Source organism: Bradyrhizobium sp. IC3123 (assembly GCF_020193625.1).
In the GTDB taxonomy this organism is placed as follows: Bacteria; Pseudomonadota; Alphaproteobacteria; order Rhizobiales; family Xanthobacteraceae; genus Bradyrhizobium; species Bradyrhizobium yuanmingense.
The window spans coordinates 308,607-330,941 of sequence record NZ_JADYVF010000006.1 but is presented as its reverse complement, the minus strand read 5'-3'; the positions used below and the strand labels follow the sequence as shown (position 1 = coordinate 330,941).

The following is a 22,335-nucleotide window of genomic DNA, read 5'->3' as shown; positions in this document are numbered from 1 at the left end:
ATGTTTCGGCACAAGCCGATCCTGACGGTATTAACCCCGAATGCTTCGTGGCGACGTTTCGCTGCCCGGGAGAGACCTTGCATGAACGCCGATCACCTCGCCGTTGGCACCGCGCCAACATCGCCGAAGCAGGAGGCCGCGCCGACCTTGCGGATCCGGGCGCTGATGCTGGGCGACCGCATCAACGCGTCTGGCCTCGAGATCGGCACGCTGGTGTCCTCGACGCCGGCCGCCTTCCGCGTTCATGCCGGCCTTGCCGTGATCTTTCGCTACGGCGTCGTCGTGCTGATCGGGCTGTTGCCGTCGGAGGAGAAGGTCCTCGTCGACAACCTGAGATCGCGCGTGACCGGAGAGTTCAGCCCCTACGAGGAGGAGATCGCGCAGGCGCAGCTCTGCAACGAGGAAGCCGGCGAGACGATCCAGCCGGGCGGGCCGATCTGCCTCGCCAAGTTCTCCGACGACCGGCTGCTGCTGGTTGCGGACGCACTCGCCAAGAGCACGTCGCTGGCGCGCGACGAGCGGCGCGTCGCCGCGGTGTTCGACGTCATCGAGCCGTTTGCACGGGAGCTCGCCGAGCGCGGTCGCACGCCGCAACGGCGCAAGGGTATCCTGCAATTGATCGGCAACGCGCTGCTGGTGCAGCAGCGGGTCGCCGGCCGCGTCGCCGTCGCCGAGAAGCCCGACGTGCTCTGGGAGAAGCCCGAGCTCGACCGGCTCTATTCGCGCCTGGAGGACGAATACGAACTGAAGGAGCGCCTCGACACGCTCGAGCGCAAGCTTGCCGCGGTGTCGGAGACCGCCAACGCGCTGACCGATATCATCGACACCCAGCGCTCGCTCCGCCTGGAGATCGCCGTCGTGGTGCTGATCCTGATCGAGGTCGCGATGGGGACTTTTCAGCTCCTGACCGGCCGCGGTCACTAAGCATGATGAGATCAGGTTTGATTGCTATAACGTAAGTGCACTCCCTCTCCAGCTTGCGGAGAGGGTGTTTTCGCAACGGGATAACGCCCTAGATCAGAGCCGCGCAATGGCGCGCGATCATCATCTCTTCGTTGGTGGGAATGACGAAGACCTCGACCATGCTGCCGCTGCCGTTGATGCGCTCGCGCGCGGCATCGTTGCGTGCTGCGTCGATGCGCACGCCCATCCAGGAGAGACGCTCGCCGATCGCGCCGCGGATCTCCTTGGCATGCTCGCCGATGCCGCCGGTGAAGATCAGGCAGTCCAGGCCGCCGAGCGTGGCCGCCATCATCGCGACCTGCTGCGCCGCACGGAAGGTGAAGAGATCCACGGCTTCACGCGCCGCGGCCTCGCGGCTCGCCAGCAGCGTGCGCATGTCCGCAGACAAGCCGGAGACGCCGAAGAGGCCTGACTCGTGATAGAGCAGGTGCTGGACATCCTCGATCGACATGTTCTCGTGCTGTTGCAGATAGAGCAGCACGCCCGGATCGATCGCACCGCAACGCGTGCCCATCACGAGGCCGTCGAGCGGCGTCAGCCCCATCGTGGTGTCGATGCTGTGGCCATCGCGCAGGGCGCAGAGGCTGGCGCCATTGCCGAGATGCGCGATGACAGTGCGCTTGGCCACGAGCTCCGGCGCGATCTCGGCCAGGCGTCCCGCGACATATTCGAACGAGAGGCCGTGAAAGCCGTACCGCCTGACGCCACGCGCCTCGAATCGCCGGGGAATGGCGAAGCGGCTCGCCGGCGGCGCGAGGCCGTGATGGAAGGCGGTGTCGAAACACGCGATCTGCGTCAGCCCGGGCCGGATCGCCGCCAGTGTGCGCACCGGCGCGAGGCAGCGCGGCTGGTGCAGCGGCGCCAGCGGCGTCAAGGCCTCCAGTTTCGCAATGATGTCGTCTGTCAGGACCTCCGGGCCTGAATAATCCGGCCCGCCGTGGACGATGCGATGGCCGATGGCCCGCAGGCTGCGTCCACCGAACCGGTCCTCGATGAAGGTGAGCACGTCCGCGAACAGATGGCCGCGGGCTCCGTCAGGCGCCTGATTGCTTGTCTCGAACAAGTCTTCGCCCGTGGGGCCCTTCACCACGAGCCGGGGTTTGGCCTCGTGCTCGTCGAGCAGGCCCTTGCAGAGCAGGGCAGGCTCGGCCGCCGCGACATCGAACAGGCCGAACTTGATGCTCGACGATCCCGCGTTGAGGACGAGGACCGTGTCCGACATCGCTAATCGCCGGCCTCGGCCGGCGTGTTGCCGCCGGCGCTGTTTTGCCAGACCCAGTCACGAATCTCAGGCATGTCTTCACCGTGCTCGCGGACATAACGGGAGTGTTCGATCAGCCTGTCGCGGAATTGCTGCTTCACCTGAGCGGCCTTGGTCGCCAGTCCCGGCACCCGTTCGATCGCCTCGATCGCGAGGTGGTAGCGGTCGAGTTCGTTGAGCACGACCATGTCGAAGGGCGTCGTCGTGGTGCCCTCCTCGGCAAAGCCGCGTACATGCATGCCGGCATGGTTGGTGCGATTATAGGTCAGCCGGTGAATGAGATAGGGATAGCCGTGATAGGCAAAGATCACAGGCTTGTCGCGCGTGAACAGGCTGTCGAAGTCGCGGTCGGACAGGCCGTGCGGATGCTGCTCCCTCGGCTGCAGCGTCATGAGGTCGACGACGTTGACGACGCGGATCTTCAAGTCCGGCAGCGCCTTGCGTAGGAGGTCGACGGCAGCGAGCGTCTCCAGCGTCGGCACGTCGCCGGCGCAGGCCATGACGACGTCGGGCTCGCCCTTTCCGTCCTCCGTGCCCGCCCAGGTCCAGATGCCGATGCCGGCATCGCAATGCGTCGCCGCGTCCTGCATCGACAGCCATTGCGGCGCCGGCTGCTTGCCGGCGACGATTACGTTGATGCGGTTATAGGTGCGCAGGCAGTGGTCGGCGATCCAGAGCAGCGTGTTGGCATCCGGCGGGAAGTAGATGCGGACGATGTCGGCCTTCTTGTTGGCGACGAGATCGACGAAACCGGGGTCCTGATGGCTGAAGCCGTTATGGTCCTGGCGCCAGACATGCGAGGTCAGCAGATAATTGAGCGAGGCGATCGGACGCCGCCACGGCAGCTCCCGCGTCACCTTCAGCCATTTGGCGTGTTGGTTGAACATGGAATCCACGATGTGGATGAAGGCCTCGTAGCAGGAGAAGAAGCCGTGCCGTCCGGTGAGCAGGTAGCCCTCCAGCCAGCCTTGGCAGAGATGCTCGCTCAGCACCTCCATCACGCGGCCGTCCTGGGCGAGGTGCACGTCGTAAGGCTCGGTCGGCTCCATCCAGACGCGTTCGGTGGCCTCGAACACGGCATCTAGCCGGTTCGATGCCGTCTCGTCCGGGCCCATGATGCGGAAGTTGCGCTCCTTCGCGTTGAGGCGGATGACATCGCGCAGGAATTTGCCGAGCTCGCGCGTCGCTTCCGCAACGACTTCGCCGGGCTGCGTCACCTCGATCGCGAAGCTGCGGAAGTCGGGCAGCTTCAGCTCCTTCTTCAGCACGCCGCCATTGGCATGCGGATTGGCGCCCATGCGCCTGACGCCTTCGGGCGCAAGCGCCTGAAGCTCGGCAACGAGCGCGCCGTTGCCATCGAACAGCTTTTCCGGCTCGTAACTGCGCATCCAGTCTTCGAGCACCTTGAGATGCTCCGGGTTCTCGCGGCAGCCTGCGACTGGCACCTGATGCGCGCGCCAGAAGCCCTCCACCTTCTTGCCGTCGACCTCCTTCGGGCCGGTCCAGCCCTTGGGGCTGCGCAGCACGATCATCGGCCAGCGCGGCCGCTCGACGGTTGTGCGGCCGTCGCGGGCATGCTGCTGGATCGAGCGGATGCTGGCGAATGCAACGTCGAGCGCATCGGCCATGGCCTGGTGCATCAATTTGGGATCGTCGCCGCTGACGAACAGCGGCTCATGGCCGAACCCGCGGAAGAGGTCGCGGATCTCCGCGTCCTGCATCCGCCCGAGCACGGTGGGGCCCGCGATCTTGTAGCCGTTGAGATGCAGGATCGGCAGCACTGCGCCGTCATGGGCGGGGTTCAGGAACTTGTTGGAGTGCCAGGACGCAGCGAGCGGGCCGGTCTCGGCCTCGCCGTCGCCGACCACGCAGGCGACAATCAAATCCGGGTTGTCGAATGCGGCGCCATAGGCGTGCACCAGCGCATAGCCGAGCTCGCCGCCCTCGTGGATCGAGCCCGGCGTTTCCGGCGCCGCGTGGCTCGGGATGCCGCCGGGGAAGGAGAACTGCCGAAACAGCTTGCGCAATCCGTCCGCGTCGCGCGCAATATCGGGATAGATCTCGCTGTAGCTGCCTTCGAGATAGGTGTTGGCGACCATGCCCGGACCGCCATGGCCGGGACCGCAGACATAGATCACGCTGACATCGAGCGCGCGGATGACGCGGTTGAGATGGGCATAGATGAAGTTCAGCCCCGGCGTCGTGCCCCAATGTCCGAGCAGACGCGGCTTGATGTGCTCGGGCCGCAGCGGCTCGCGCAGCAGCGGATTGTCGAGCAGGTAGATTTGCCCGACCGAGAGGTAGTTGGCGGCGCGCCAATAGCGATCTAGCAGATCGAGGTCGCTGCTCGCTTCGGCCGTTTTTTGTTGGATTGTCATGTTCCTGCCGACCTTCACTTCGCGATCGTCACCAACCCGGTTCCGGGGCGATCGATCCGTCGGGCATGAAACGGGATGGTCGTGACGGCCGTGTTGCGTGAGGTCAAAGGCAGGCGCGCGAAGTTTGGGCAGCTCTACTGTGCATGGGGTTGTTTTCACGTTTTTGGTTTGTGTTCTTGATTTGTTCCTATGTCGTGCTATCTTGGCTGCATGAGTCCAGCATCCTCTCATGCTCTCAAGCACCCGCCGGTCACGGCGCCCTCCGAGCCGGCGGGTGCGCCTTCAGATTTCCCCGAGCTTGGCGTCGCCATCGACCGCGCGCGACGGCGAGGGCGGGGCGCGCAGTCCAACGCCAGCGGCCGTTACGAGGCCGAGGCGCGGGTCGCTTTCGACGACGGCTGGCAGAGCCTGGACGAGCTGCCGCCGTTCAAGACGAGTGTCGCCGTCGACACCTCGCGCAAGGTGATCACACGCAACGATTCCCCCGACATCGGTTTCGACCGCTCGATCAATCCCTATCGCGGCTGCGAGCACGGCTGCGTCTATTGCTTCGCGCGGCCGACCCACGCCTATCTCGGTCTGTCGCCGGGGCTCGACTTCGAGTCAAAACTGTTCGTGAAGCCCGAGGCGCCTTCGCTGCTCGAGAAGGAGCTTGCGGCTCCCGGCTACGAGCCGCGGATGATCGCGATCGGCACCAACACCGATCCCTACCAGCCGATCGAGCGCGAGCGCAAAATCATGCGCGGCATTTTGGAAGTGCTGGAGCGCGCAGGGCATCCCGTCGGCATCGTCACCAAGTCGGCGCTGGTGCTGCGCGACATCGACATTCTCCAGCGGATGGCCAAGCGCAACCTCGCCAAGGTCGCGATCTCGGTCACCTCGCTCGATCCGAAGCTGGCGCGCACGATGGAGCCGCGGGCCTCGACGCCGCCGAAACGGCTGGAGGCGCTGAAGCAGCTCTCGGACGCCGGCATTCCCACCACGGTGATGGTCGCGCCCGTGATCCCTGCGCTGAACGATTCCGAGATCGAGCGCATCCTCGACGCCGCCGCCCATGCCGGGGTCAAGGAGGCTGCCTATGTGCTGCTGCGGCTGCCACTGGAGGTGCGCGATCTCTTCCGCGAATGGCTGATGGCGAACTATCCGGACCGCTATCGTCACGTCTTCACCCTGATCCGAGACATGCGCGGCGGGCGCGACTACGACGCCAAATGGGGCGAGCGGATGAAGGGCACCGGACCGATGGCCTGGACCATCGGCCGCCGCTTCGAGATCGCCTGCGAGAGGCTCGGCCTCAACAAGCGGCGCTCCAAGCTGACCATTGATCACTTTGCGCGGCCGAAGCGGAACGGTGATCAGCTCAGCCTGTTTTGAGCGGACACGTGCAAGAGGTGTCGCATGCTCAAGGAACTCACCGTGCCGGTGCCGCGGCTGACCGTCATCACGCTCGGTGTGAACGACATCCGCGCCAGCATCGCCTTCTACGACGCGCTCGGTTTCTCGCGCCGGCTGAAGGAGACCGGCGAGGCGGTTGCGTTCTACGACACCGGCGGTCCGGTGCTCGCGCTTTATCACTGGGATCGGCTCGCCGCAGACGCGTCCTTGGAGGACCAGCCGAGGCCCACGACCTTTCGCGGCATGACGCTCGCCTGGAATTGCGCGACCCGCGAGGAGGTCGACGAGGTGCTGGCCTTCGCCGTGGAGAAGGGGGCCACCTTGCTGAAGGCGGCGCACGCGACCGATTACGGCGGCTATTGCGGCTATTTTGCCGATCCCGATGCACATGTCTGGGAAGTCGTGGTCGCACCCGGCATCGAGGTGGGCGAGGACCGGCGGGTGCATCTGGCGGAGTAGGGCGGCTGGCCTGAATAACGGGAATATCCTGGGTTCCCGGTTGCGCTGGCGAAGCCCCCTGGCGCACGATCCCGGCCATGATTCGGGACCCCTCCGCCAAGACCCCAGCCAAAGCCGCGCCGAAGAAAAAGGCCGCGCCGAAGGCTGTGCCCGCCAAGGCGGCAAAGATCTCTGCGGCCGATGCGGCGAAGGTTCCTGCCGGCAAGAAGGGCATCATCGCCGTTGCTCCCCCGAGCTTCCGCCGCGAGCGCGCGCTGATCAAGCGCGGCGTCTGGCCGGTCGCGGGCTGCGACGAGGCTGGCCGCGGCCCGCTCGCAGGCCCCGTGGTGGCCGCCGCGGTGATTCTCGATCCCGACCGGATTCCCCGCGGCATCGACGATTCCAAGCGCCTGACCGCCGAGGAGCGCGAAAAGCTGTTCGACAAGATCTGCGCCACCGCGCAGGTCTCGGTCGCCGTCGCCTCGCCGGCGCGAATCGACCGCGACAACATCCTGCGCGCCTCGCTGTGGGCGCTGAAGCGCGCCGTGGTGGCCCTGCCCGAGGCGCCCAGGCACGTCTTCGTCGACGGCCGCGACCGGCTCGACACCGCATGCGACTGCGAGGCCGTGATCGGCGGCGACGGTATCGTGCTCTCGATCGCCGCGGCCTCCATCGTCGCCAAGGTCACCCGGGATCGGTTGATGTGCGCACTGGCGCAGGACTGCCCGGGCTACGGCTTCGAGCAGCACAAGGGCTATGCCGTCCCCGAGCATCTCGACGCGCTTGATCGCCTCGGCCCTTCCATCCACCACCGCAGCTTCTTCGCTCCCGTCGCCGCCGCCCGCGCCAAGCACATGCCCTGGACCGTCGAGCCGGTGCAGGACCTGTTCTCGGTGACTGACGTCGAGGTGCAGGTGGAGGCGAGCGTCGAGATCGACGCTTCCGTAAATCTCTAGCGATCCTCCTACAGCTTTCCCATCCGTCATGGCCGGGCTTGACCCGGCCACCCACGTCTTACCAGCGGCACGAAGAACGTGGATGCCCGGGCCTTCGCCGCGCCGAAGCGGCTTCGGCCGCGCAGGCGGGACAAGCCCGGGCATGACGAACTGCGGCGGTTGCCACAACCCGTGACGCCCTTTATCAAAACAGACGTGAGCGAATAGGGCCGGCTGGACGGGTTGGCTGCACCTTCGGACGTTGCATGCGGTTTACCTCCCTGGTCATCGAGCTCATTCGCGCCCGGCCGCGGCTGATCGTTTGGATTGCGGTGCTGCTGCAGGCCGCGATGTGGCTGTTCGTGGCGCTGGTGTTCTACCGCAGCCCGCCCGGCAATCTCGCGACCCTTCTGGCCTTCGGCAGGGAATACCAGGTCGGCACCGATCTCGGCCCACCGCTTGCCATCTGGCTCGCCGACATCGCCTATCGCGCCGCCGGCGGCCACATGCTCGGCGTCTATGTGCTCGCCCAGCTCTGCGAGATCGCGACCTTCGTCGCGCTCTATCATCTTTCCCGTGCCGTGGTCGGCTCGCAGCAGGCGGTGCTCGCCGTGCTCCTGACCATGACGGTGCTGGCCTTCTCCTCGTCCGCGCTGGACTTCGGTCCGCTGATCCTGGCACGGCCGCTCTGGGCGCTCTTGCTGCTGCACTCCTGGCAGATCATCGGCCAGCGCCGCGGTAATGCCTGGTTCGCCTGGTCGATCGAAGCCGGCCTCCTGCTGCTGACGACGCCCGCCGCGGTCTTCCTGCTGCTGCTGATCGTCGTCTTCGCGGTTACGACCGCCGGCGGCCGCCGGACGCTGCGCGGGCTCGATCCGCTGTTCGCGCTGATCGTCGTCGCCGTGCTGGCGCTGCCCTATGCGGTCTTTCTGATGCGGGCCGAGACGCTGGCGCTGCCGGACTTGCCGCCAGTCGCCGAGCTCAACGCCCGCGCGCTGCATGCGGCCTGGCTGCTCGGTGGCCTCGTGCTGGGGGCGGCTGCGATCCCGGCGCTGACCTTTCTCAACACCGGAATGTTCGCCGGCAAGGGCGAGGAGCCACCGATCATCTACCGCCCGCCGGTCGAGCCGCTCGCGCGCAACTTCGTCTATTTCTTCGCGTTCGCTCTGCCGCTCGGCGCAGTGCTGATCTCCGGCCTGCTGGGGCTCGATTCCGTCGTCGGCGGCCCCGGCGTCGTGTTGATCATGTCGGGGCTTGCCGTGGTCGTCGCGGCCGGCGATCTCATCGCGATGCGCCGCGCGCGCATGCTCCGCATGGTCTGGGCCGCCGCCGTTGCCGCGCCCGCCGCCGGCGTGGTGCTTGCCGTCCTGTTCCTGCCCTGGACGGGCACTAGCGAAATTGCGACCTCGATGCCGGCGCGCGCGATCTCGGACTTCTTCGACGAGAGCTTCGCCCGCCGCACCAACCATCGCCTGCGCGCCGTCGCCGGCGAGACCCAGCTCGCTAGCCTGATCGCGCTGCATTCCGGCCGGCCGCATTTGTTCATCGACGCCGCCCCCGCGCGGACGCCGTGGATGAGCCAGACCAAGTTCAGCGAGACCGGCGGCGTCGTGGTCTGGCGCGCCTCCGATACCGCGGGCACGCCGCCGCCGGAGATCCTCAAGCGCTTTCCCGGCATCGTGCCGGAAGTCCCGCGCGCCTTCGAATGGCTGGTGACCGGCCGCCAGCAGCTGTTGCGCATCGGCTGGGCCATCGTGCGGCCGAAGGGGACGTAGGTCGGTGTCATTCCGGGGCGCGGCGAAGCCGCGAGCCCGGAATCCATTCATCCACCAACTCTGCCGCTCGATGGATTCCGGGCTCTCGCTTCGCGAGCCCCGGAATGACGGCGTGGGCGTCGTTACACGGCGCCCTGCGCCAGCGCCTTCGCAATCGCCCGCAGATCCTGCCAGGCCAGCCGCTTGTAGGCCGGCGAGCGCAAGAGATAGGCCGGGTGAAACGTCGGCAGCGCGCGGATCACGCGCTGGCCGGTGTCGTAGTCGAACCAGCGCCCGCGCGTGCGCATGATGCCTTCGCGCGTCGACAGCAGCGTCTGCGTCGAAGGATTGCCGAGCGTCACCAGCACGTCGGGGTTCACCAGCTCGATCTGGCGCTGGATGAAGGGCAGGCAGATTTGCGTCTCCTGCGGCGTCGGCGTGCGGTTGCCGGGCGGCCGCCAGGGAATGACGTTGGCGATGTAGGCGGTGGTGCGGTTGAGGCCGATGGCCCCTAACATCAGATCGAGCAGCTTGCCGCTGCGCCCGACGAAGGGCAGTCCCTCGATGTCCTCGTCGCGGCCCGGCGCCTCGCCGACGAACATGATGCGCGCCTGCGGGTTGCCGTCGGCGAACACGAGTCGCGTCGCGGTGTGCTTCAACGCGCAGCCCTCGAAATTTTGCATCAGCTCGCGCAGCGCCTCCAGGGTCGGCGCGGTGCGTGCGGCTTCGCGTGCCGAGGCGATGGCGACGTCCGGTGCAGGCGCGGCTTCGCCGCGCATGACCGCGGGCGCGGCGACCGGCCGCGGCGCTTCGGCTGGCGGGGCCGCGCGCGGGCTGGGTGGCGGCGCATCGATTTCCGCCAGGCGGTCTATCGGTTCCTCCGCGAGCGTGCAGTCGACACCGGCCTCCAGATAGAAGGCGAGCAGCTCTCGGACGGTGGGTGCGGGTTCGGGGATCATGGCAAAGTCTGACTTTTATATCACCTTGGGCGGCCTTGCATCCCGGCGGAACGCGATTCCGAGGTTGTCCTACCCGGAAAAATCGGAAACAAGAGGGCGCAAACGACCAAGGACCGTCTCAAGGGCTGAGATCAGATGAGCACCGAAGAACTTCCCCCGCGCGAATCCATGGAATTCGACGTCGTCATCGTCGGCGCCGGCCCGTCGGGTCTGTCGGCCGCGATCCGGCTCAAGCAGCTCAACGCCGAGCTCAACGTCGTCGTGGTGGAGAAGGGCTCCGAGGTTGGTGCGCACATCCTCTCGGGCGCCGTGATCGATCCCGCGGGCCTCGACAAGCTGATCCCGGACTGGCGCGAGGATGCCGACTGCCCGCTGAAGACGCAGGTCAAGGACGACCGCTTCTACTGGATGACCGGCGGCGGCGCGATCAAGCTGCCGAATTTCATGATGCCGCCGCTGATGAACAATCATCACTGCTACATCGGCTCGCTCGGCAATGTCTGCCGCTGGCTGGCGCGCAAGGCCGAGGCGCTTGGCGTCGAGATCTATCCGGGCTTTGCGGCGGCCGAGGTGCTCTATGACGAGGAGGGCAAGGTCAAGGGCATCGCCACCGGCGACATGGGCATCGGCCGCGACGGCAAGCCGAAGGATTCCTTCACCCGCGGCATGGAATTGCTCGGCAAGTACACGCTGTTCGCCGAAGGCGCCCGCGGCAGCCTGACCAAGCAGCTCATCAACAAGTTCGCGCTCGACGCCAAGAGCGAGCCGCCGAAGTTCGGCATCGGCCTCAAGGAGGTCTGGCAGATCGATCCCGCCAAGCACCAGAAGGGCTTGATCCAGCATTCATTCGGCTGGCCGCTTGACCTCAAGACCGGTGGCGGCTCGTTCCTTTATCACTACGACGACAATCTCGTCGCCGTCGGCTTCGTCGTGCATCTGAACTACGACGATCCCTATCTGTCCCCATTCGACGAATTCCAGCGCTTCAAGACCCATCCCTCGATCCGCGGCACCTTCGAAGGCGCCAAGCGGCTCGCCTACGGCGCGCGCGCGATCACCGAGGGTGGCTATCAGTCGGTGCCGAAGCTGAGCTTCCCCGGCGGCGCGCTGATCGGCTGCGCGGCCGGCTTCGTCAACGTGCCGCGCATCAAGGGCGTGCACAATGCGATGGGCACCGGCATGCTGGCTGCCGAACATGTTGCGGCCGCGCTCGCCGCCGACCGCGCCAATGACGAGCTCGTCGAATACGAGAACGCCTGGCGTTCCTCATCGGTCGGCAAGGACCTGTTCCTGGTCCGCAACGTCAAGCCATTGTGGTCGAAGTTCGGCACCGTGCTCGGCGTCGCGCTGGGCGGCTTCGACATGTGGTGCAATACGCTGTTCGGCGCCTCACTGTTTGGCACGCAGTCGCACGTCAAGCCCGACCGCGCCACGCTCGATTCGGCCAAGAGCCACGCGCCCAGGAACTACCCGAAGCCCGACGGCAAGATCACGTTCGACAAGCTGTCCTCGGTGTTTTTGTCCAACACCAATCACGAGGAGGACCAGCCGATCCATCTGAAGGTCACGGACATGAACCTCCAGAAGACGTCCGAGCACGACGTCTATGCCGGCCCCTCGAACCGCTATTGCCCGGCTGGCGTCTATGAATGGATCGAGGAGGGCTCCGGCCCGCGCTTCCAGATCAACGCCCAGAACTGCGTCCACTGCAAGACCTGCGACGTGAAGGATCCCAACGGTAACATCACCTGGGTTCCCCCGGAGGGCGGCGGCGGCCCGAACTACGAGGCGATGTGAGGACATCGCAGGTGACCAGGCGCACGTTCCCGTGAGGACGGGGCTGCGGCGACCCGCCGCGGCCACGATAAGGCCATAGTGGCGGCGTCTTGGGGCGCTGGCGCGGTTTCAATGGGCCGGTTTGGGCGTGCGGAGGGGATCTTCCCGGGTCCGAATCCTTGCGGCGAAGCGCCAAAAGCGGCATTGTCGGCCTGACGGTTCCGGGCCCGGATGTCACCGGCCGCGTTCGCTTGCGATACGGTCTTCTGCTGCAAACCCAGGCACCACCCAACTCAAGGCGAGCCCTGATGTTTTCAAATCGTTTCAACCGCTGGACTGCTGCCGCCATCGCCCTCATGGGCACCGCGATCGCGACGGTCCCCAGCGCGGTCCTGGCGCAGACGCCGGATCATCCGGAAAACACGGCGGCGCAATTTCCGACGCGAAACGATCTGAAGTCGCTCACCGGCGCCGGCAGCTATCTCGCCGCCCGCCATGCTAGCGTTGAGCGCGACGCGACCTCGGCCGCCGCATTCTACCGTTCGGCGCTCCGCACCGATCCCAAGAACAACGAGCTGCTCGACCGTGCCTTCATCTCGTCGGTCGCCGACGGCGACATCGAGGAGGCGGTCAAGCTCGCCGAGCGCATCCTCACCATCGACAAGACCAACCGCGTCGCACGTCTCGTCGTCGGCGTGCACGATCTCAAGCTGAAGAAGTACGTCGCGGCGCAGACCAACATCAACCAGTCGATCCGTGGTCCGATCACCGATCTCGTCGCCACGCTGCTGTCGGGCTGGGCCGCCTATGGTGCGGGCGATGCCAAGGGTGGTGTCGCCACCATCGACAAGCTGACAGGTCCGGAATGGTATCCGCTGTTCAAGGATCTCCACACCGGCATGATCCTGGAGCTCTCCGGCAAGGAGAAGGACGCCGGCACGCGCTTCGAGCGCGCCTACAAGCTCGACGATTCCATGCTGCGCGTGACCGAGGCCTATGCGCGCTGGCTGTCGCGCAACAAGGATTCCGCCGCGGCGACCAATATCTACCAGGCCTTTGACAAGAAGCTGGCACGCCATCCGCTGATCCAGGAAGGCCTGCGCGAAACCAAGGCCGGCAAGAAGATGCCGCCGCTGGTCGATTCCGCGCAGGCCGGCGCCGCCGAAGCGCTCTACGGCATCGGCGCGACGCTGACCCGCCGCGGTGGCGAGGATCTGGCGCTGGTCTATCTCCAGCTCTCGCTCTACCTGCAGCCGACGCATCCGCTGGCACTGCTGTCGCTCGCCGATCTCTACGAATCGGTCAAGCGGCCGAAGATGGCGATCAAGGTCTACGAGCGCGTGCCCGCCAACTCGCCGCTCAAGCGCAACGCGCAAATTCAGCTCGCCATCGATCTCGATTCCGCCGACCGCACCGACGAGGCGATCAAGATCCTCAAGGGCGTCACCTCGGAGGATCCCAAGGACCTCGAAGCCATCATGGCGCTCGGCAACATCGAGCGCGGCCGCAAGCGGTTCGGCGATTGCGGCGCGACCTATTCACGAGGCATCGAGGTGCTGCCGCCCGGCAACGACAAGGCCAACAGCGTCTGGTACTATTATCGCGGCATCTGCCAGGAGCGCTCCAAGCAATGGGCCAAGGCCGAGGCCGACATGAAGAAGGCGCTGGAGCTGCAGCCCGATCAGCCGCACGTCCTCAACTATCTCGGCTATTCCTGGATCGACCAGGGCGTGAATCTCGACGAAGGCATGAAGATGATCAAGCGGGCCGTCGAGCAGCGTCCCGACGACGGCTACATCGTCGATTCCCTCGGCTGGGCCTATTACCGCATCGGCAATTTCGAGGAGGCAGTGAAGAACCTCGAACGCGCGATCGATCTCAAGCCCGAGGATCCGACCATCAACGACCACCTCGGCGACGCCTATTGGCGCGTCGGCCGCACGCTGGAGGCAAAATTCCAGTGGTCGCATGCGCGCGATCTCAAGCCCGAGCCGGAAGAGCTGCCGAAGATCGAGGCCAAGATCGCCAACGGCCTTCCCGACGACAATTCGAACTCTTCTGCGGCGCAGGCCGAAAAGAAGAAGGACGACGGCAAGGGCGGCTAAGCTAGGCGCATGATCCGGAAAAGTGTGGAGCGGTTTTCCGATCAGATCATGCGCAAACAAGTGAGTCTCGGGGGCTGATCGCCAATGTCGGCGTTGATTGAAGAGGGACGGGCGAAGGTCAATTTGAGCCTTCGCGTCGTCGGCCGTCGTGCCGATGGTTATCATGATCTCGAAAGCGTGGTCGCGTTTGCCGACTGCGCCGACCGGCTCACCTTGGAGCCGGGCGGGGAGCTGAAGCTCACCACGACTGGGCCGCTGGCTGCCGCCTGCGGCGACACAGCCGACAATCTCGTGCTCAAGGCCGCCAAGCTCCTTGCCGAGGCGATCCCTGGCCTGCAGCTGGGCGCCTTCGCGCTCGACAAGGTGCTCCCCGTTGCAGCCGGCATCGGCGGCGGCTCGGCGGATGCCGCGGCCGCGCTGCGGCTCCTGGCGCGTCTCAACGATCTGTCGCTCGATGATCCCCGCATTCAGAAGGTCGCGCTCGCAACCGGCGCCGACGTGCCGGTGTGCCTCCTCTCGCGCGCCTGCGACATGACCGGCGTCGGCGAGCAGCTGCTGCCGCTCGCGATGCCGAGCATGCCTTGCGTCATGGTCAATCCGCGCATGCCTGTTGCCACCAAGGACGTGTTCCAGGCGCTGGGCCTGCGCAACGGCGAGCTCCTGGTCGGCGTCACCGACGTCATCCGCGCACCGGCCTGGCCCGGCGAAGGCGCCTCGATTTCCGATTGGGTCGAGGTTCTCGAGACCGTCGCCAACGATCTCGAAGCGCCCGCGCTGCGGATCGAGCCTGTGATCGGCGAGGTGCTGGACGCCTTGCGCGATTCCGCCGGCGTCAAGCTCGCCCGCATGTCCGGCTCGGGCGCGACGTGCTTTGCGATCTACGGCGCATCTGAGGAGGCACATGCCGCGGCCGAAACGATCCGGCGCGATCACCCCGGCTGGTGGGTGCATGCGGGCACGTTGAGCTAGCCTTCGTCCTCGTTGAGCTCGAGAAACCGCCGGATCTCACCCAACACCTCCTGCGGCTTGTCGTGCTGCAGCCAGTGTCCCGCCCCGGCAATAGTCTTAACGCGCGCGTTCTGGAAGTATCGCTCCAGGCCGGCGGAGCGAGCGCCCGCTAGAAAGCTTTCGCCGGCATTGAGCAGCAGCGTCGGGCACGTGATCCGCGACCACAGCTCGATGTGATCGTCGGGCCAGAGCCGATGTGGCGCGGAGGCGCGCTGATAGGGATCGAATTTCCAGCTGTAGCTGCCGTCCTCGTTCTGCCGCGCGCCATGCCTGGCGAGATGCAGCGCGAGGTCCCGTGACAGGCGCTTGTTGTGAAGCACCATCTGCGCGGCCGCGTCCTCGAGGCTCGGATAGCGGCGCGGGGTGCGGTCGTGGAGCTTGTCGAGCTGGCCGACCCATCTGCCGATGCGCTCATGCGCCGGCGGCTTCGGTACGTCCGGCAACATGGTCACGCCGTCGAGGACGACGAGCCTCGTGACCTGTTCGGGGAATGCGCCCGAAAAGATCAGGCTCACCATGCCACCCATGGAATGGCCGATCAGGGTGACCTGAGACGTGGCTAAGGTGCGAACCAGCTGCGCGACATCGTAGACATATTCGGTGAGTGCGTAGCTGCCGCCTTTCGTCCAGTCGGAATCGCCGTGACCACGGAGATCGGGCGCAACGACGCGAAAATGCGGTTGCAGCGAGCGCGCGATGTGATCCCAGCTGCGGCAATGATCGCGGCCGCCGTGCACCAGGATGGCGGTGGGTGCGCCCTCGTTGCCCCAGTCGGCGTAGTGCAGCCGCAGGCCGTGCGATTCATAGAAGCGGCTTTGCGGGGCGCTAGCCATTGGCCGGCCGCCGCGCCAGGGCGAGCGAGAGGCCGAGGCCCGCGATGAAGACGCCGGAGCCCTGCGTGAGGCGACGCATCAGAAGCGGCCGTCCGGTCAGCTGCGCGCGCGTCGCGGAGGCCATCAGCACCACCACGACATCGGCGAGCGTGTTCAGGGCCACGGAGATCGCACCGAGCAGGATGAATTGCAGCGTCGGGTTCGAGTCCGACGGATCGAGAAACTGTGGAATGAAGGCGAGGAAGAATGCCGCGGTCTTCGGATTGAGCGCTTCGACCAGCACGCCGTCGTGAAACGCGCGCTTGTCGCCGATCGGCTCGCTCCCGAGCGACAGGTTGTTGCCGGCGCTGCGAAACGTCTTGATGCCGAGCCAGACCAGATAGAGCGCGCCGACGAATTTCACGGCGGCAAACAACTCCGCGCTGGCCAGGATGATGGCGGAGATGCCGAGGCTGCCCGCGACCACATGAACCAGTCCGCCCAGCGCCGTGCCCGCGGTCGAGGCGAAGCCGCTGCCACGCCCCTCCGACAAGGTTCGCGCCGCGACGTAAAAAATGCCAGGGCCGGGAACGGCGGCAATGAGGAGAGCTGCGGCCAGGAGCAGCCAGAAATTCGTTTCGATCATGCCGTTTTCGTAGCGAAGCCGGCGGCGATTGCAAGACCTCTTGCTTAGCCCAGCCGGCGCAAGATCACGCTGGCATTGACCCCGCCGAAGCCGAACCCGTTGGAGATGGCATGCTGCATCGGCATCGGCCGCGCGCTACCTGCGACAATATCGATGCCTTCAGCGCCCGCATCGGGGTTTTCGAGATTGAGCGTGGGCGGCGCGATCTGGTCGCGCAACGCGAGCACGGTGAAAACCGCTTCCAGCCCGCCGGCGGCGCCGAGCAGGTGACCCGTGGCCGATTTGGTCGCGCTCACGGCAATGCCGCAGTTGCGGCCGAACAGCGCGCCGATGGCGCCTAGCTCGCTTTCGTCGCCGGCCGGTGTCGAGGTCGCGTGCGCGTTCAGGTGCTGCACATCCGCGGGCGCAAGCTTGGCCTGCCGAAGCGCGATCTCCATGGCGCGGCGGGCACCATCGCCATCCGGCGGCCCCGAGGTCATGTGATAGGCGTCCGCGGTCGTGCCGTAGCCGACAATCTCGGCGATCGGCGTCGCGCCGCGCGCCTGCGCATGCTCCAGCGCCTCGATCACCAGGATGCCGGCGCCTTCGCCCATCACGAAACCGTCGCGGTTGCGATCGAACGGACGCGAGGCGCGCGCGGGCTCGTCGTTGAAGCCGCTCGACAGCGCGCGCGCGGCCGCAAAGCCGCCGAGGCTGACGATATCGATGCAGGCCTCCGCGCCGCCGCAGATCGCAACGTCAGCTTCGCCTGATCGGATCATGCGCGCGGCATCGCCGATCGCCTGCACGCCGGCGGCGCAGGCCGTGACCGGCGCGCCCAGCGCGCCCTTGTAGCCGTACTTGATCGAGACGTGGCCGGCGGCGAGATTGGCGAGGAACGAGGGGATCGTGAACGGCGACAGCCGGCGCGCGCCGCGTTGCGCGGTGATGCGCACCGCCTCCGCCATGGCGGGAAAGCCGCCGACGCCAGAGGCGATGATCGTCGCGGTGCGCTCGAGCGCGCCAGCATCCTGCGGTGTCCATTTGGCTTGCGCGACGGCTTCTGCCGTCGCGAGCAGCGCGAACAGGATGAAGCGGTCCATCTTGCGCTGATCCTTGGGCGCGGCAGCCTGCGCCGGATCAAAACCGCCTTCGGCATCATCGGCCTTGTCGGGCACGAGACCTGCGATGCGCGCCGGCAGCGCCTCTGCCCATTCCGGCAACGGGCGCAGCCCGCTTTGCCCGGCGAGCAGCCGCCGCCACGTCAATTCGACGCCGCAGCCAAGCGGCGACACCGCGCCCATTCCCGTCACGACGATACGACGCATGTCAGTCTCCAGCCGGCGCGACGGCCGGGTTCATGGCCTTGAGCGAAGCGAGCCGTGCGCGCATGCCGCGGCTGGCGCGGGGACCTGCGACGACGACCGCATTGGCCAGCGTGATCGGGCGCTTATCGGCGGCATCGACCACAATCGGCTCGAGCGGGCGGACCTCGCTCCGGCTCGCCAGCAGGATGGATTCGCCTTTCGGCGCCAGATGCTTGTTGCCCCAGGCGAGCAGCGTAGCGATCACGGGGAAGAAATCCTGCGCCTTGTCCGTCAGCACATATTCGTAGCGCGGCGGGCGCTCCTGATAGCGGCGACGCACGAACATGCCGCTTTCGGTGAGATGCGAGAGCCGCCGCGACAGGATGTTCGGCGCAATGCCGAGGCCTTGCGAGAACTCGTCGAACTTCGTCGCCCCCTGAAACGCATCGCGCAGAATCAGGATGCTCCACCATTCGCCGACCGTCTCCACGGCGCGGCCGACGGGGCATTCGAGGATGGATGGGGATTTGGGTTGCATGGCGGCAAGGTAGGTCAGTCACTTTCAAAATGCAAGTAACTGACCCGGGGAGGCATGCGGAGCGAGGGAGGTTGGGTTCTGCTGGTGAGATGAAGCGCGCTCTCGTGCCCCGGACGCAGCGCAGCGCCCCCTAGCGGTGCGCTGCAGAGCCGGGACCCATATTGATCATGATTGCGGATGTCGCATGGGTCCCGGCTCTGCGCAGCAGCGTTTCACGCTGCAGCGCGTCCGGGACACGAGAGCAAGCGGTGCCGTCGCGGCGTACTCCGTCATTGCGAACGCAGCGAGGCAATCCAGACTGCTTCCGCGGCGGGATTCTGGATTGCTTCGCTACGCTCGCAATGACGGGTGCAGGGAGCGCGCAAAGCGTGAGCGTCAGTCGCCTAATGCGACCTTGCCAAGCAGAACGCCACGACCTGCTCCAGCGCGCTCTTCATCGGCGAGGGCGGGAACAGCGCCAGCGCATCCACGGCCATGGCGCCGTAGTGCTGGGCGCGGATCAGCGTGTCCTCGAGCGCGCGGTGCTTGTTCATCAGGCCGATGGCGTGATCGAGATCGGAATCGCCGATCTCGCCGCGCTCGAGCGCCCGGATCCAGAAGGCGCGCTCGGTGTCGTTGCCGCGGCGGAAGGCGAGCACGACGGGCAGCGTGATCTTGCCTTCGCGGAAATCGTCGCCGGTGTTCTTGCCGAGCTTGGCGCTCTTGCCGCCGTAGTCGAGCACGTCGTCGACGAGCTGGAAGGCGATGCCGAGATTCATGCCGACCGAGCGGCAGGCAGTCTGCTCCGCCTTCGGGCGGTTCGCGATCACGGGGCCGACCTCGCAGGCGGCGGCGAACAATTCGGCGGTCTTGCCGCGGATCACGGCGAGATATTCGTCCTCGGTGGTCGCGGTGTTCTTGGCGGCGGCGAGCTGCATCACCTCGCCCTCGGCGATGGTGGCGGCCGCCGCGGAGAGGATGTCGAGCGCGCGCAGCGAGCCGACCTCGACCATCATGCGGAAGGCCTGGCCGAGCAGGAAGTCGCCAACCAGCACGCTTGCCTCGTTGCCCCAGAGCATGCGCGCCGACAGCTTGCCGCGGCGCATCTCGCTCTCGTCGACCACGTCGTCGTGGAGCAGGGTGGCGGTGTGCATGAACTCGACGCTGGCAGCTAACTTGATGTGGCCGTCACCGGTGTAGCCGGCGAGGTTGGCCATGGCGAGCGTCAGCATCGGGCGCAGGCGCTTGCCGCCCGAGGAGATCAAGTGGTTGGCCACTTCAGGGATCATGGTCACGTCGGAGCCGGTCCGCGACAGGATCGTGGCATTGACGCGCTCCATGTCGGGAGCGACAAGGGCAACCAGCTCTTCGATCGACGCGCCGGGGGTTTCGAAAGGTACGATGACGGCCACGCCGGTCTCCAATATTTGCCCCGGAAGGGCTATTCTGATGGAAATACAATAGAAACTGGCGGCGAATGCGGCAAGGGCCGCGGAACCATTGACATTTGCCGCGTTAGCCACTTTCAGGCAGGAGACCTCCGTTTTGCGTGAACTGGTTCGGACCAACGATATGGTGCTGGTGTCGGCGATTGGCGCGCTGCTCGACGGCGCCAACATCCATCATCTGGTGCTGGACCAGAACATGAGCATCATCGAGGGGTCTCTCGGCATTCTGCCGCGGCGGATCCTTGTTCATGAGGACGACGCCGAGGAAGCCAGGGCGCTCCTCACCGAGGCAGGCCTCAGCCACGAACTGCGCGGCGATGATTGAGGCCGCGGATATTACCGAGGACGCGTTTCTCGGCGGGCAGTTGCGCTTGATGCAGAAGCGGTCAGGCCATCGCGCCGGGCACGACGCCGTCCTGCTGGCAGCAGCGACCGACGCTCGGGCGGGTGACCGCGTGGTCGAGCTTGGCGCCGGCGTCGGCACGGCGGGGCTCGCGCTGGCGCGTCGCGTCGCGGGGATCAGGCTCAGCCTGGTCGAGATCGATCCGGAACTGGCAGAGCTCGCGCGGGCGAACGCCGCCGCGAACGCGATTCCCGCCGAGGTCATCGTGCTCGACGTCACCGCCGACGCGCAGGCGTTTGCAGCGAACGGACTTCTGCCCGACAGTTCCGACGCCGTATTGATGAACCCGCCCTTCAACGACCCCGCACGCCATCGCGGCTCGCCGGATCAGGCGCGCCACACCGCGCATGTGGCGAGGGAGGAGACGCTGCATGCGTGGGTGCATGCAGCCCGGCGCATTCTCCGATCGAGCGGCGTGCTGACCCTGATCTGGCGCGCGGACGGAATTGGCGACGTCGTGGCAGCGCTGTCACGCGGCTTCGGCAGCCTCGCGATCCTGCCGGTTCATGGCGAAGCGGGAAAGCCTGCCATCCGGGTGCTGGTGCGCGCAGTCAAAGGCGGCCGGGCACCGACGCAATTGCTGCCGGGCCTCATGCTCAACGAGGAGTCAAATGTGCCGAAGAAAGAGGTGAAGGATATTCTGGAGGGGAGGGCGGCGTTGCCGCTGGCGAGGCCGTGACGACTTATTGCGGAAGCGATTCCGTCTGTTGCTCTTGCGGCGACGTAAAGTGAAGCGCCGTGAAAAGCGCACCGATCAGCAGCAACAGCAGATAGATCTTCATGGCGTTTCCTTCCGCTGCCTATTGCAGCTTCCCAACGCGGATTCTGCAAAACACGTTCCTGGCACTTTCAATGACACTCGCGTGATAAGAAATGGTTAATCAGAGGTAAGGCCATGGCCGAACAATTGAACGATCGTGAGAGTTCCGGCCTGGCTGACAAGCTCATGCAATATCTGCCGGCGCGCTTTCGTCCCGGCACGGCGGTCGTGCCGGTGGTGCGGCTGTCCGGTGTGATCGGTGCGGTGACGCCGCTGCGTCCGGGCCTGACGCTTGCCGGCGTCGCGCGGGTGCTCGAGCGCGCGTTTTCCTATCGGCACGCCAAGGCAGTGGCGCTGGTGATCAACTCGCCCGGCGGCTCGCCGGTGCAGTCGCGCCAGATCTACTTGCGCATCAAGCAGCTCGCCGCGGAGAAGAAGCTGCCGGTGCTCGTGTTCGTCGAGGACGTTGCGGCCTCCGGTGGTTACATGATCGCCTGCGCGGGCAACGAGATCATCTGCGATCCCTCCTCGATCCTCGGCTCGATCGGCGTGGTCGGCGGCAGTTTCGGTTTTCAGGAGGCGATCAGGCGGCTCGGCATCGAGCGGCGCCTCTACACCTCGGGCGAGCACAAGGCGATGCTCGACCCGTTTCTTCCGGAAAACCCGGATGACGTCATGAGGCTGAAGGCGATCCAGCGCGAGATCCACCAGATCTTCATCGCGCTGGTCAAGGAAAGCCGCGGCGCCCGGCTGAAGGGAGCGGACGACACGCTGTTCACGGGCGAATACTGGGCGGGGGACAGCGCGATCGCGCTGGGGCTCGCCGACAGCATCGGCGATCTCCGCTCAACTCTTCGTGCCCGTTATGGTGAGAAGGTTCTCACCCCCGTGATTGCGCAGCCGACCGGGCTGCTCTCCGGCCTTTTGGGCCGGAAATTGCCCGGCGCGGGGCAGCTTTCGGCCTTGGAATCAATGGCCGGGCTGCCGGACGAGCTGATCTCGGCGGTCGAGACGCGGGCGATTTGGGCGAAATTCGGGTTCTAGGTCTCGCGCTCCCGCGCCATTTCGCCCGGGCGGCGCCAATTGCGGCGCAGGTCCATCTGCGCAACAATGCGTGTGGGGGCTGAGCATGAGACGAGGATCGACCGATGCCGCCGTTCGTCGCTTTCGCGGGCGTCCTGGGCGGGCTTGCCGTGGTCCGCTGGGCCTACAAGACCGCCATCCGGATCAACCAGGAGCTTGAGGAGATGCGCCTGTCGCGCGTCGCCGAGGCCGCCCGTATGGGGGATATCCAGACGCTGAAGCGTGACCCCGTGACCGGAGCTTACCGGCCGGGTTAGGGCACACCTCCACGCGTTCGTCATTCCGGAGGCTCGCGAAGCGAGAACCCGGAATCCATCCGAACCACGGAGTGAGCGGCGCAATGGATTCCGGGCTCGCCCTGCGGGCGCCCCGGAATGACGCCCGAATCCAACCCCTTCGCCTTGATTC

General features: G+C 66.2%; 20 protein-coding genes. 12 read left to right on the top strand and 8 right to left on the bottom strand.

Features of this window, described 5'->3' with window-relative positions; genetic code table 11:
• Positions 1 to 81: 81 nt before the first annotated feature.
• Entirely contained in the window at positions 82 to 924 is an 843-nt protein-coding gene (locus tag I6F20_RS22145; protein ID WP_036024879.1) for an RMD1 family protein, read from the top strand.
• A gap of 88 nt (positions 925 to 1,012) precedes the next feature.
• Here the strand turns inward: I6F20_RS22145 and I6F20_RS22140 are convergent, their stop codons facing one another.
• Together I6F20_RS22140 and I6F20_RS22135 are read right to left on the bottom strand one after the other, a co-directional pair.
• Positions 1,013 to 2,185: an acetate/propionate family kinase gene (locus tag I6F20_RS22140; RefSeq protein ID WP_225127820.1), complete on the bottom strand. Its 1,173-nt coding sequence runs from the start codon at positions 2,183 to 2,185 to the stop codon at positions 1,013 to 1,015.
• A 2-nt stretch (positions 2,186 to 2,187) separates the two neighbouring features.
• Positions 2,188 to 4,602, bottom strand: coding sequence for a phosphoketolase family protein (locus I6F20_RS22135; protein WP_225127817.1), 2,415 nt, complete (start codon positions 4,600 to 4,602; stop codon positions 2,188 to 2,190).
• A 210-nt stretch (positions 4,603 to 4,812) separates the two neighbouring features.
• On the opposite strand from I6F20_RS22135, the gene I6F20_RS22130 reads away from it, so the two are divergent.
• From I6F20_RS22130 to I6F20_RS22115, 4 genes are all read left to right on the top strand, one after another.
• Positions 4,813 to 5,976, top strand: coding sequence for a PA0069 family radical SAM protein (locus I6F20_RS22130; protein ID WP_225114537.1), 1,164 nt, complete (start codon positions 4,813 to 4,815; stop codon positions 5,974 to 5,976).
• Between the two features lie 24 nt (positions 5,977 to 6,000).
• Positions 6,001 to 6,456, top strand: a complete 456-nt coding sequence (locus tag I6F20_RS22125; protein ID WP_225127815.1) for a VOC family protein — start codon at positions 6,001 to 6,003, stop codon at positions 6,454 to 6,456.
• 77 nt (positions 6,457 to 6,533) lie between these two features.
• Positions 6,534 to 7,391 (top strand): ribonuclease HII, encoded by an 858-nt coding sequence (gene rnhB / locus I6F20_RS22120; protein WP_036006346.1) that lies wholly within the window; start codon positions 6,534 to 6,536, stop codon positions 7,389 to 7,391.
• A 245-nt stretch (positions 7,392 to 7,636) separates the two neighbouring features.
• Positions 7,637 to 9,145, top strand: a complete 1,509-nt coding sequence (locus tag I6F20_RS22115; RefSeq protein ID WP_225114535.1) for a glycosyltransferase family 39 protein — start codon at positions 7,637 to 7,639, stop codon at positions 9,143 to 9,145.
• Between the two features lie 122 nt (positions 9,146 to 9,267).
• On the opposite strand, the gene I6F20_RS22110 is transcribed toward I6F20_RS22115, so the two are convergent.
• Positions 9,268 to 10,083 carry a uracil-DNA glycosylase gene (locus I6F20_RS22110; protein WP_036006353.1) on the bottom strand — a complete coding sequence of 272 codons (816 nt, stop codon included), beginning with the start codon at positions 10,081 to 10,083 and terminating at the stop codon, positions 9,268 to 9,270.
• Positions 10,084 to 10,218: 135 nt separating this feature from the next.
• Between I6F20_RS22110 and I6F20_RS22105 the strand changes: the two genes are divergently transcribed.
• The 3 genes from I6F20_RS22105 to I6F20_RS22095 all read left to right on the top strand — a co-directional run bounded on the left by I6F20_RS22105 (position 10,219) and on the right by I6F20_RS22095 (position 14,933).
• A complete protein-coding gene (locus I6F20_RS22105) occupies positions 10,219 to 11,880 on the top strand; it encodes an electron transfer flavoprotein-ubiquinone oxidoreductase (protein ID WP_109144973.1) in 1,662 nt (553 codons plus the stop codon).
• 287 nt (positions 11,881 to 12,167) lie between these two features.
• Positions 12,168 to 13,964, top strand: coding sequence for a tetratricopeptide repeat protein (locus I6F20_RS22100; protein WP_225127813.1), 1,797 nt, complete (start codon positions 12,168 to 12,170; stop codon positions 13,962 to 13,964).
• Between the two features lie 84 nt (positions 13,965 to 14,048).
• Positions 14,049 to 14,933: a 4-(cytidine 5'-diphospho)-2-C-methyl-D-erythritol kinase gene (locus I6F20_RS22095; RefSeq protein ID WP_225127811.1), complete on the top strand. Its 885-nt coding sequence runs from the start codon at positions 14,049 to 14,051 to the stop codon at positions 14,931 to 14,933.
• Here the strand turns inward: I6F20_RS22095 and I6F20_RS22090 are convergent.
• The 5 genes from I6F20_RS22090 to I6F20_RS22070 all read right to left on the bottom strand — a co-directional run bounded on the left by I6F20_RS22090 (position 14,930) and on the right by I6F20_RS22070 (position 19,645).
• Positions 14,930 to 15,805 (bottom strand): alpha/beta fold hydrolase, encoded by an 876-nt coding sequence (locus I6F20_RS22090; protein ID WP_225127809.1) that lies wholly within the window; start codon positions 15,803 to 15,805, stop codon positions 14,930 to 14,932. The two genes, I6F20_RS22095 and I6F20_RS22090, sit on opposite strands and share 4 nt — an antisense overlap.
• Complete coding sequence (locus I6F20_RS22085; protein ID WP_225127808.1) at positions 15,798 to 16,430, bottom strand: LysE family translocator; 633 nt, start codon at positions 16,428 to 16,430, stop codon at positions 15,798 to 15,800. The genes I6F20_RS22090 and I6F20_RS22085 overlap by 8 nt, the downstream gene beginning before the upstream one ends.
• A 44-nt stretch (positions 16,431 to 16,474) precedes the next feature.
• Positions 16,475 to 17,737: a beta-ketoacyl-ACP synthase II gene (gene fabF, locus I6F20_RS22080; RefSeq protein ID WP_225127807.1), complete on the bottom strand. Its 1,263-nt coding sequence runs from the start codon at positions 17,735 to 17,737 to the stop codon at positions 16,475 to 16,477.
• A 1-nt stretch (position 17,738) separates the two neighbouring features.
• Positions 17,739 to 18,254: a winged helix-turn-helix transcriptional regulator gene (locus I6F20_RS22075; RefSeq protein ID WP_225127806.1), complete on the bottom strand. Its 516-nt coding sequence runs from the start codon at positions 18,252 to 18,254 to the stop codon at positions 17,739 to 17,741.
• 383 nt (positions 18,255 to 18,637) lie between these two features.
• On the bottom strand, positions 18,638 to 19,645 hold the full coding sequence (locus I6F20_RS22070) for a polyprenyl synthetase family protein (RefSeq protein WP_036006386.1): 1,008 nt from the start codon (positions 19,643 to 19,645) through the stop codon (positions 18,638 to 18,640).
• A gap of 133 nt (positions 19,646 to 19,778) precedes the next feature.
• Here I6F20_RS22070 and I6F20_RS22065 point away from each other — a divergent pair, with 133 nt between their 5' ends.
• The 4 genes from I6F20_RS22065 (at position 19,779) to I6F20_RS22050 (ending at position 22,184) form a co-directional block, all read left to right on the top strand.
• The gene (locus I6F20_RS22065; RefSeq protein ID WP_008562067.1) at positions 19,779 to 20,006 is read left to right on the top strand and encodes a putative signal transducing protein; all 228 of its coding nucleotides are present in this window, start codon (positions 19,779 to 19,781) and stop codon (positions 20,004 to 20,006) included.
• Positions 19,999 to 20,763 carry a tRNA1(Val) (adenine(37)-N6)-methyltransferase gene (locus I6F20_RS22060; protein ID WP_225127805.1) on the top strand — a complete coding sequence of 255 codons (765 nt, stop codon included), beginning with the start codon at positions 19,999 to 20,001 and terminating at the stop codon, positions 20,761 to 20,763. Before I6F20_RS22065 ends, I6F20_RS22060 begins: the two co-directional genes overlap by 8 nt.
• 216 nt (positions 20,764 to 20,979) lie before the next feature.
• Positions 20,980 to 21,888, top strand: a complete 909-nt coding sequence (locus I6F20_RS22055) for a S49 family peptidase (protein WP_225127804.1) — start codon at positions 20,980 to 20,982, stop codon at positions 21,886 to 21,888.
• Between the two features lie 104 nt (positions 21,889 to 21,992).
• Complete coding sequence (locus tag I6F20_RS22050; protein ID WP_057026308.1) at positions 21,993 to 22,184, top strand: hypothetical protein; 192 nt, start codon at positions 21,993 to 21,995, stop codon at positions 22,182 to 22,184.
• Positions 22,185 to 22,335: the final 151 nt, after the last annotated feature.

Bases quoted from the DNA above. Each gene is read 5' to 3' on its own strand.
- I6F20_RS22145 (WP_036024879.1), top strand. From the start codon at position 82: ATGAACGCCGATCACCTCGCCGTTGGCACCGCGCCAACATCGCCGAAG.
- I6F20_RS22140 (WP_225127820.1), bottom strand. From the start codon at position 2,185: ATGTCGGACACGGTCCTCGTCCTCAACGCGGGATCGTCGAGCATCAAG.
- I6F20_RS22135 (WP_225127817.1), bottom strand. From the start codon at position 4,602: ATGACAATCCAACAAAAAACGGCCGAAGCGAGCAGCGACCTCGATCTG.
- I6F20_RS22130 (WP_225114537.1), top strand. From the start codon at position 4,813: ATGAGTCCAGCATCCTCTCATGCTCTCAAGCACCCGCCGGTCACGGCG.
- I6F20_RS22125 (WP_225127815.1), top strand. From the start codon at position 6,001: ATGCTCAAGGAACTCACCGTGCCGGTGCCGCGGCTGACCGTCATCACG.
- rnhB (WP_036006346.1), top strand. From the start codon at position 6,534: ATGATTCGGGACCCCTCCGCCAAGACCCCAGCCAAAGCCGCGCCGAAG.
- I6F20_RS22115 (WP_225114535.1), top strand. From the start codon at position 7,637: ATGCGGTTTACCTCCCTGGTCATCGAGCTCATTCGCGCCCGGCCGCGG.
- I6F20_RS22110 (WP_036006353.1), bottom strand. From the start codon at position 10,083: ATGATCCCCGAACCCGCACCCACCGTCCGAGAGCTGCTCGCCTTCTAT.
- I6F20_RS22105 (WP_109144973.1), top strand. From the start codon at position 10,219: ATGAGCACCGAAGAACTTCCCCCGCGCGAATCCATGGAATTCGACGTC.
- I6F20_RS22100 (WP_225127813.1), top strand. From the start codon at position 12,168: ATGTTTTCAAATCGTTTCAACCGCTGGACTGCTGCCGCCATCGCCCTC.
- I6F20_RS22095 (WP_225127811.1), top strand. From the start codon at position 14,049: ATGTCGGCGTTGATTGAAGAGGGACGGGCGAAGGTCAATTTGAGCCTT.
- I6F20_RS22090 (WP_225127809.1), bottom strand. From the start codon at position 15,805: ATGGCTAGCGCCCCGCAAAGCCGCTTCTATGAATCGCACGGCCTGCGG.
- I6F20_RS22085 (WP_225127808.1), bottom strand. From the start codon at position 16,430: ATGATCGAAACGAATTTCTGGCTGCTCCTGGCCGCAGCTCTCCTCATT.
- fabF (WP_225127807.1), bottom strand. From the start codon at position 17,737: ATGCGTCGTATCGTCGTGACGGGAATGGGCGCGGTGTCGCCGCTTGGC.
- I6F20_RS22075 (WP_225127806.1), bottom strand. From the start codon at position 18,254: ATGCAACCCAAATCCCCATCCATCCTCGAATGCCCCGTCGGCCGCGCC.
- I6F20_RS22060 (WP_225127805.1), top strand. From the start codon at position 19,999: ATGATTGAGGCCGCGGATATTACCGAGGACGCGTTTCTCGGCGGGCAG.
- I6F20_RS22055 (WP_225127804.1), top strand. From the start codon at position 20,980: ATGGCCGAACAATTGAACGATCGTGAGAGTTCCGGCCTGGCTGACAAG.
- I6F20_RS22050 (WP_057026308.1), top strand. From the start codon at position 21,993: ATGCCGCCGTTCGTCGCTTTCGCGGGCGTCCTGGGCGGGCTTGCCGTG.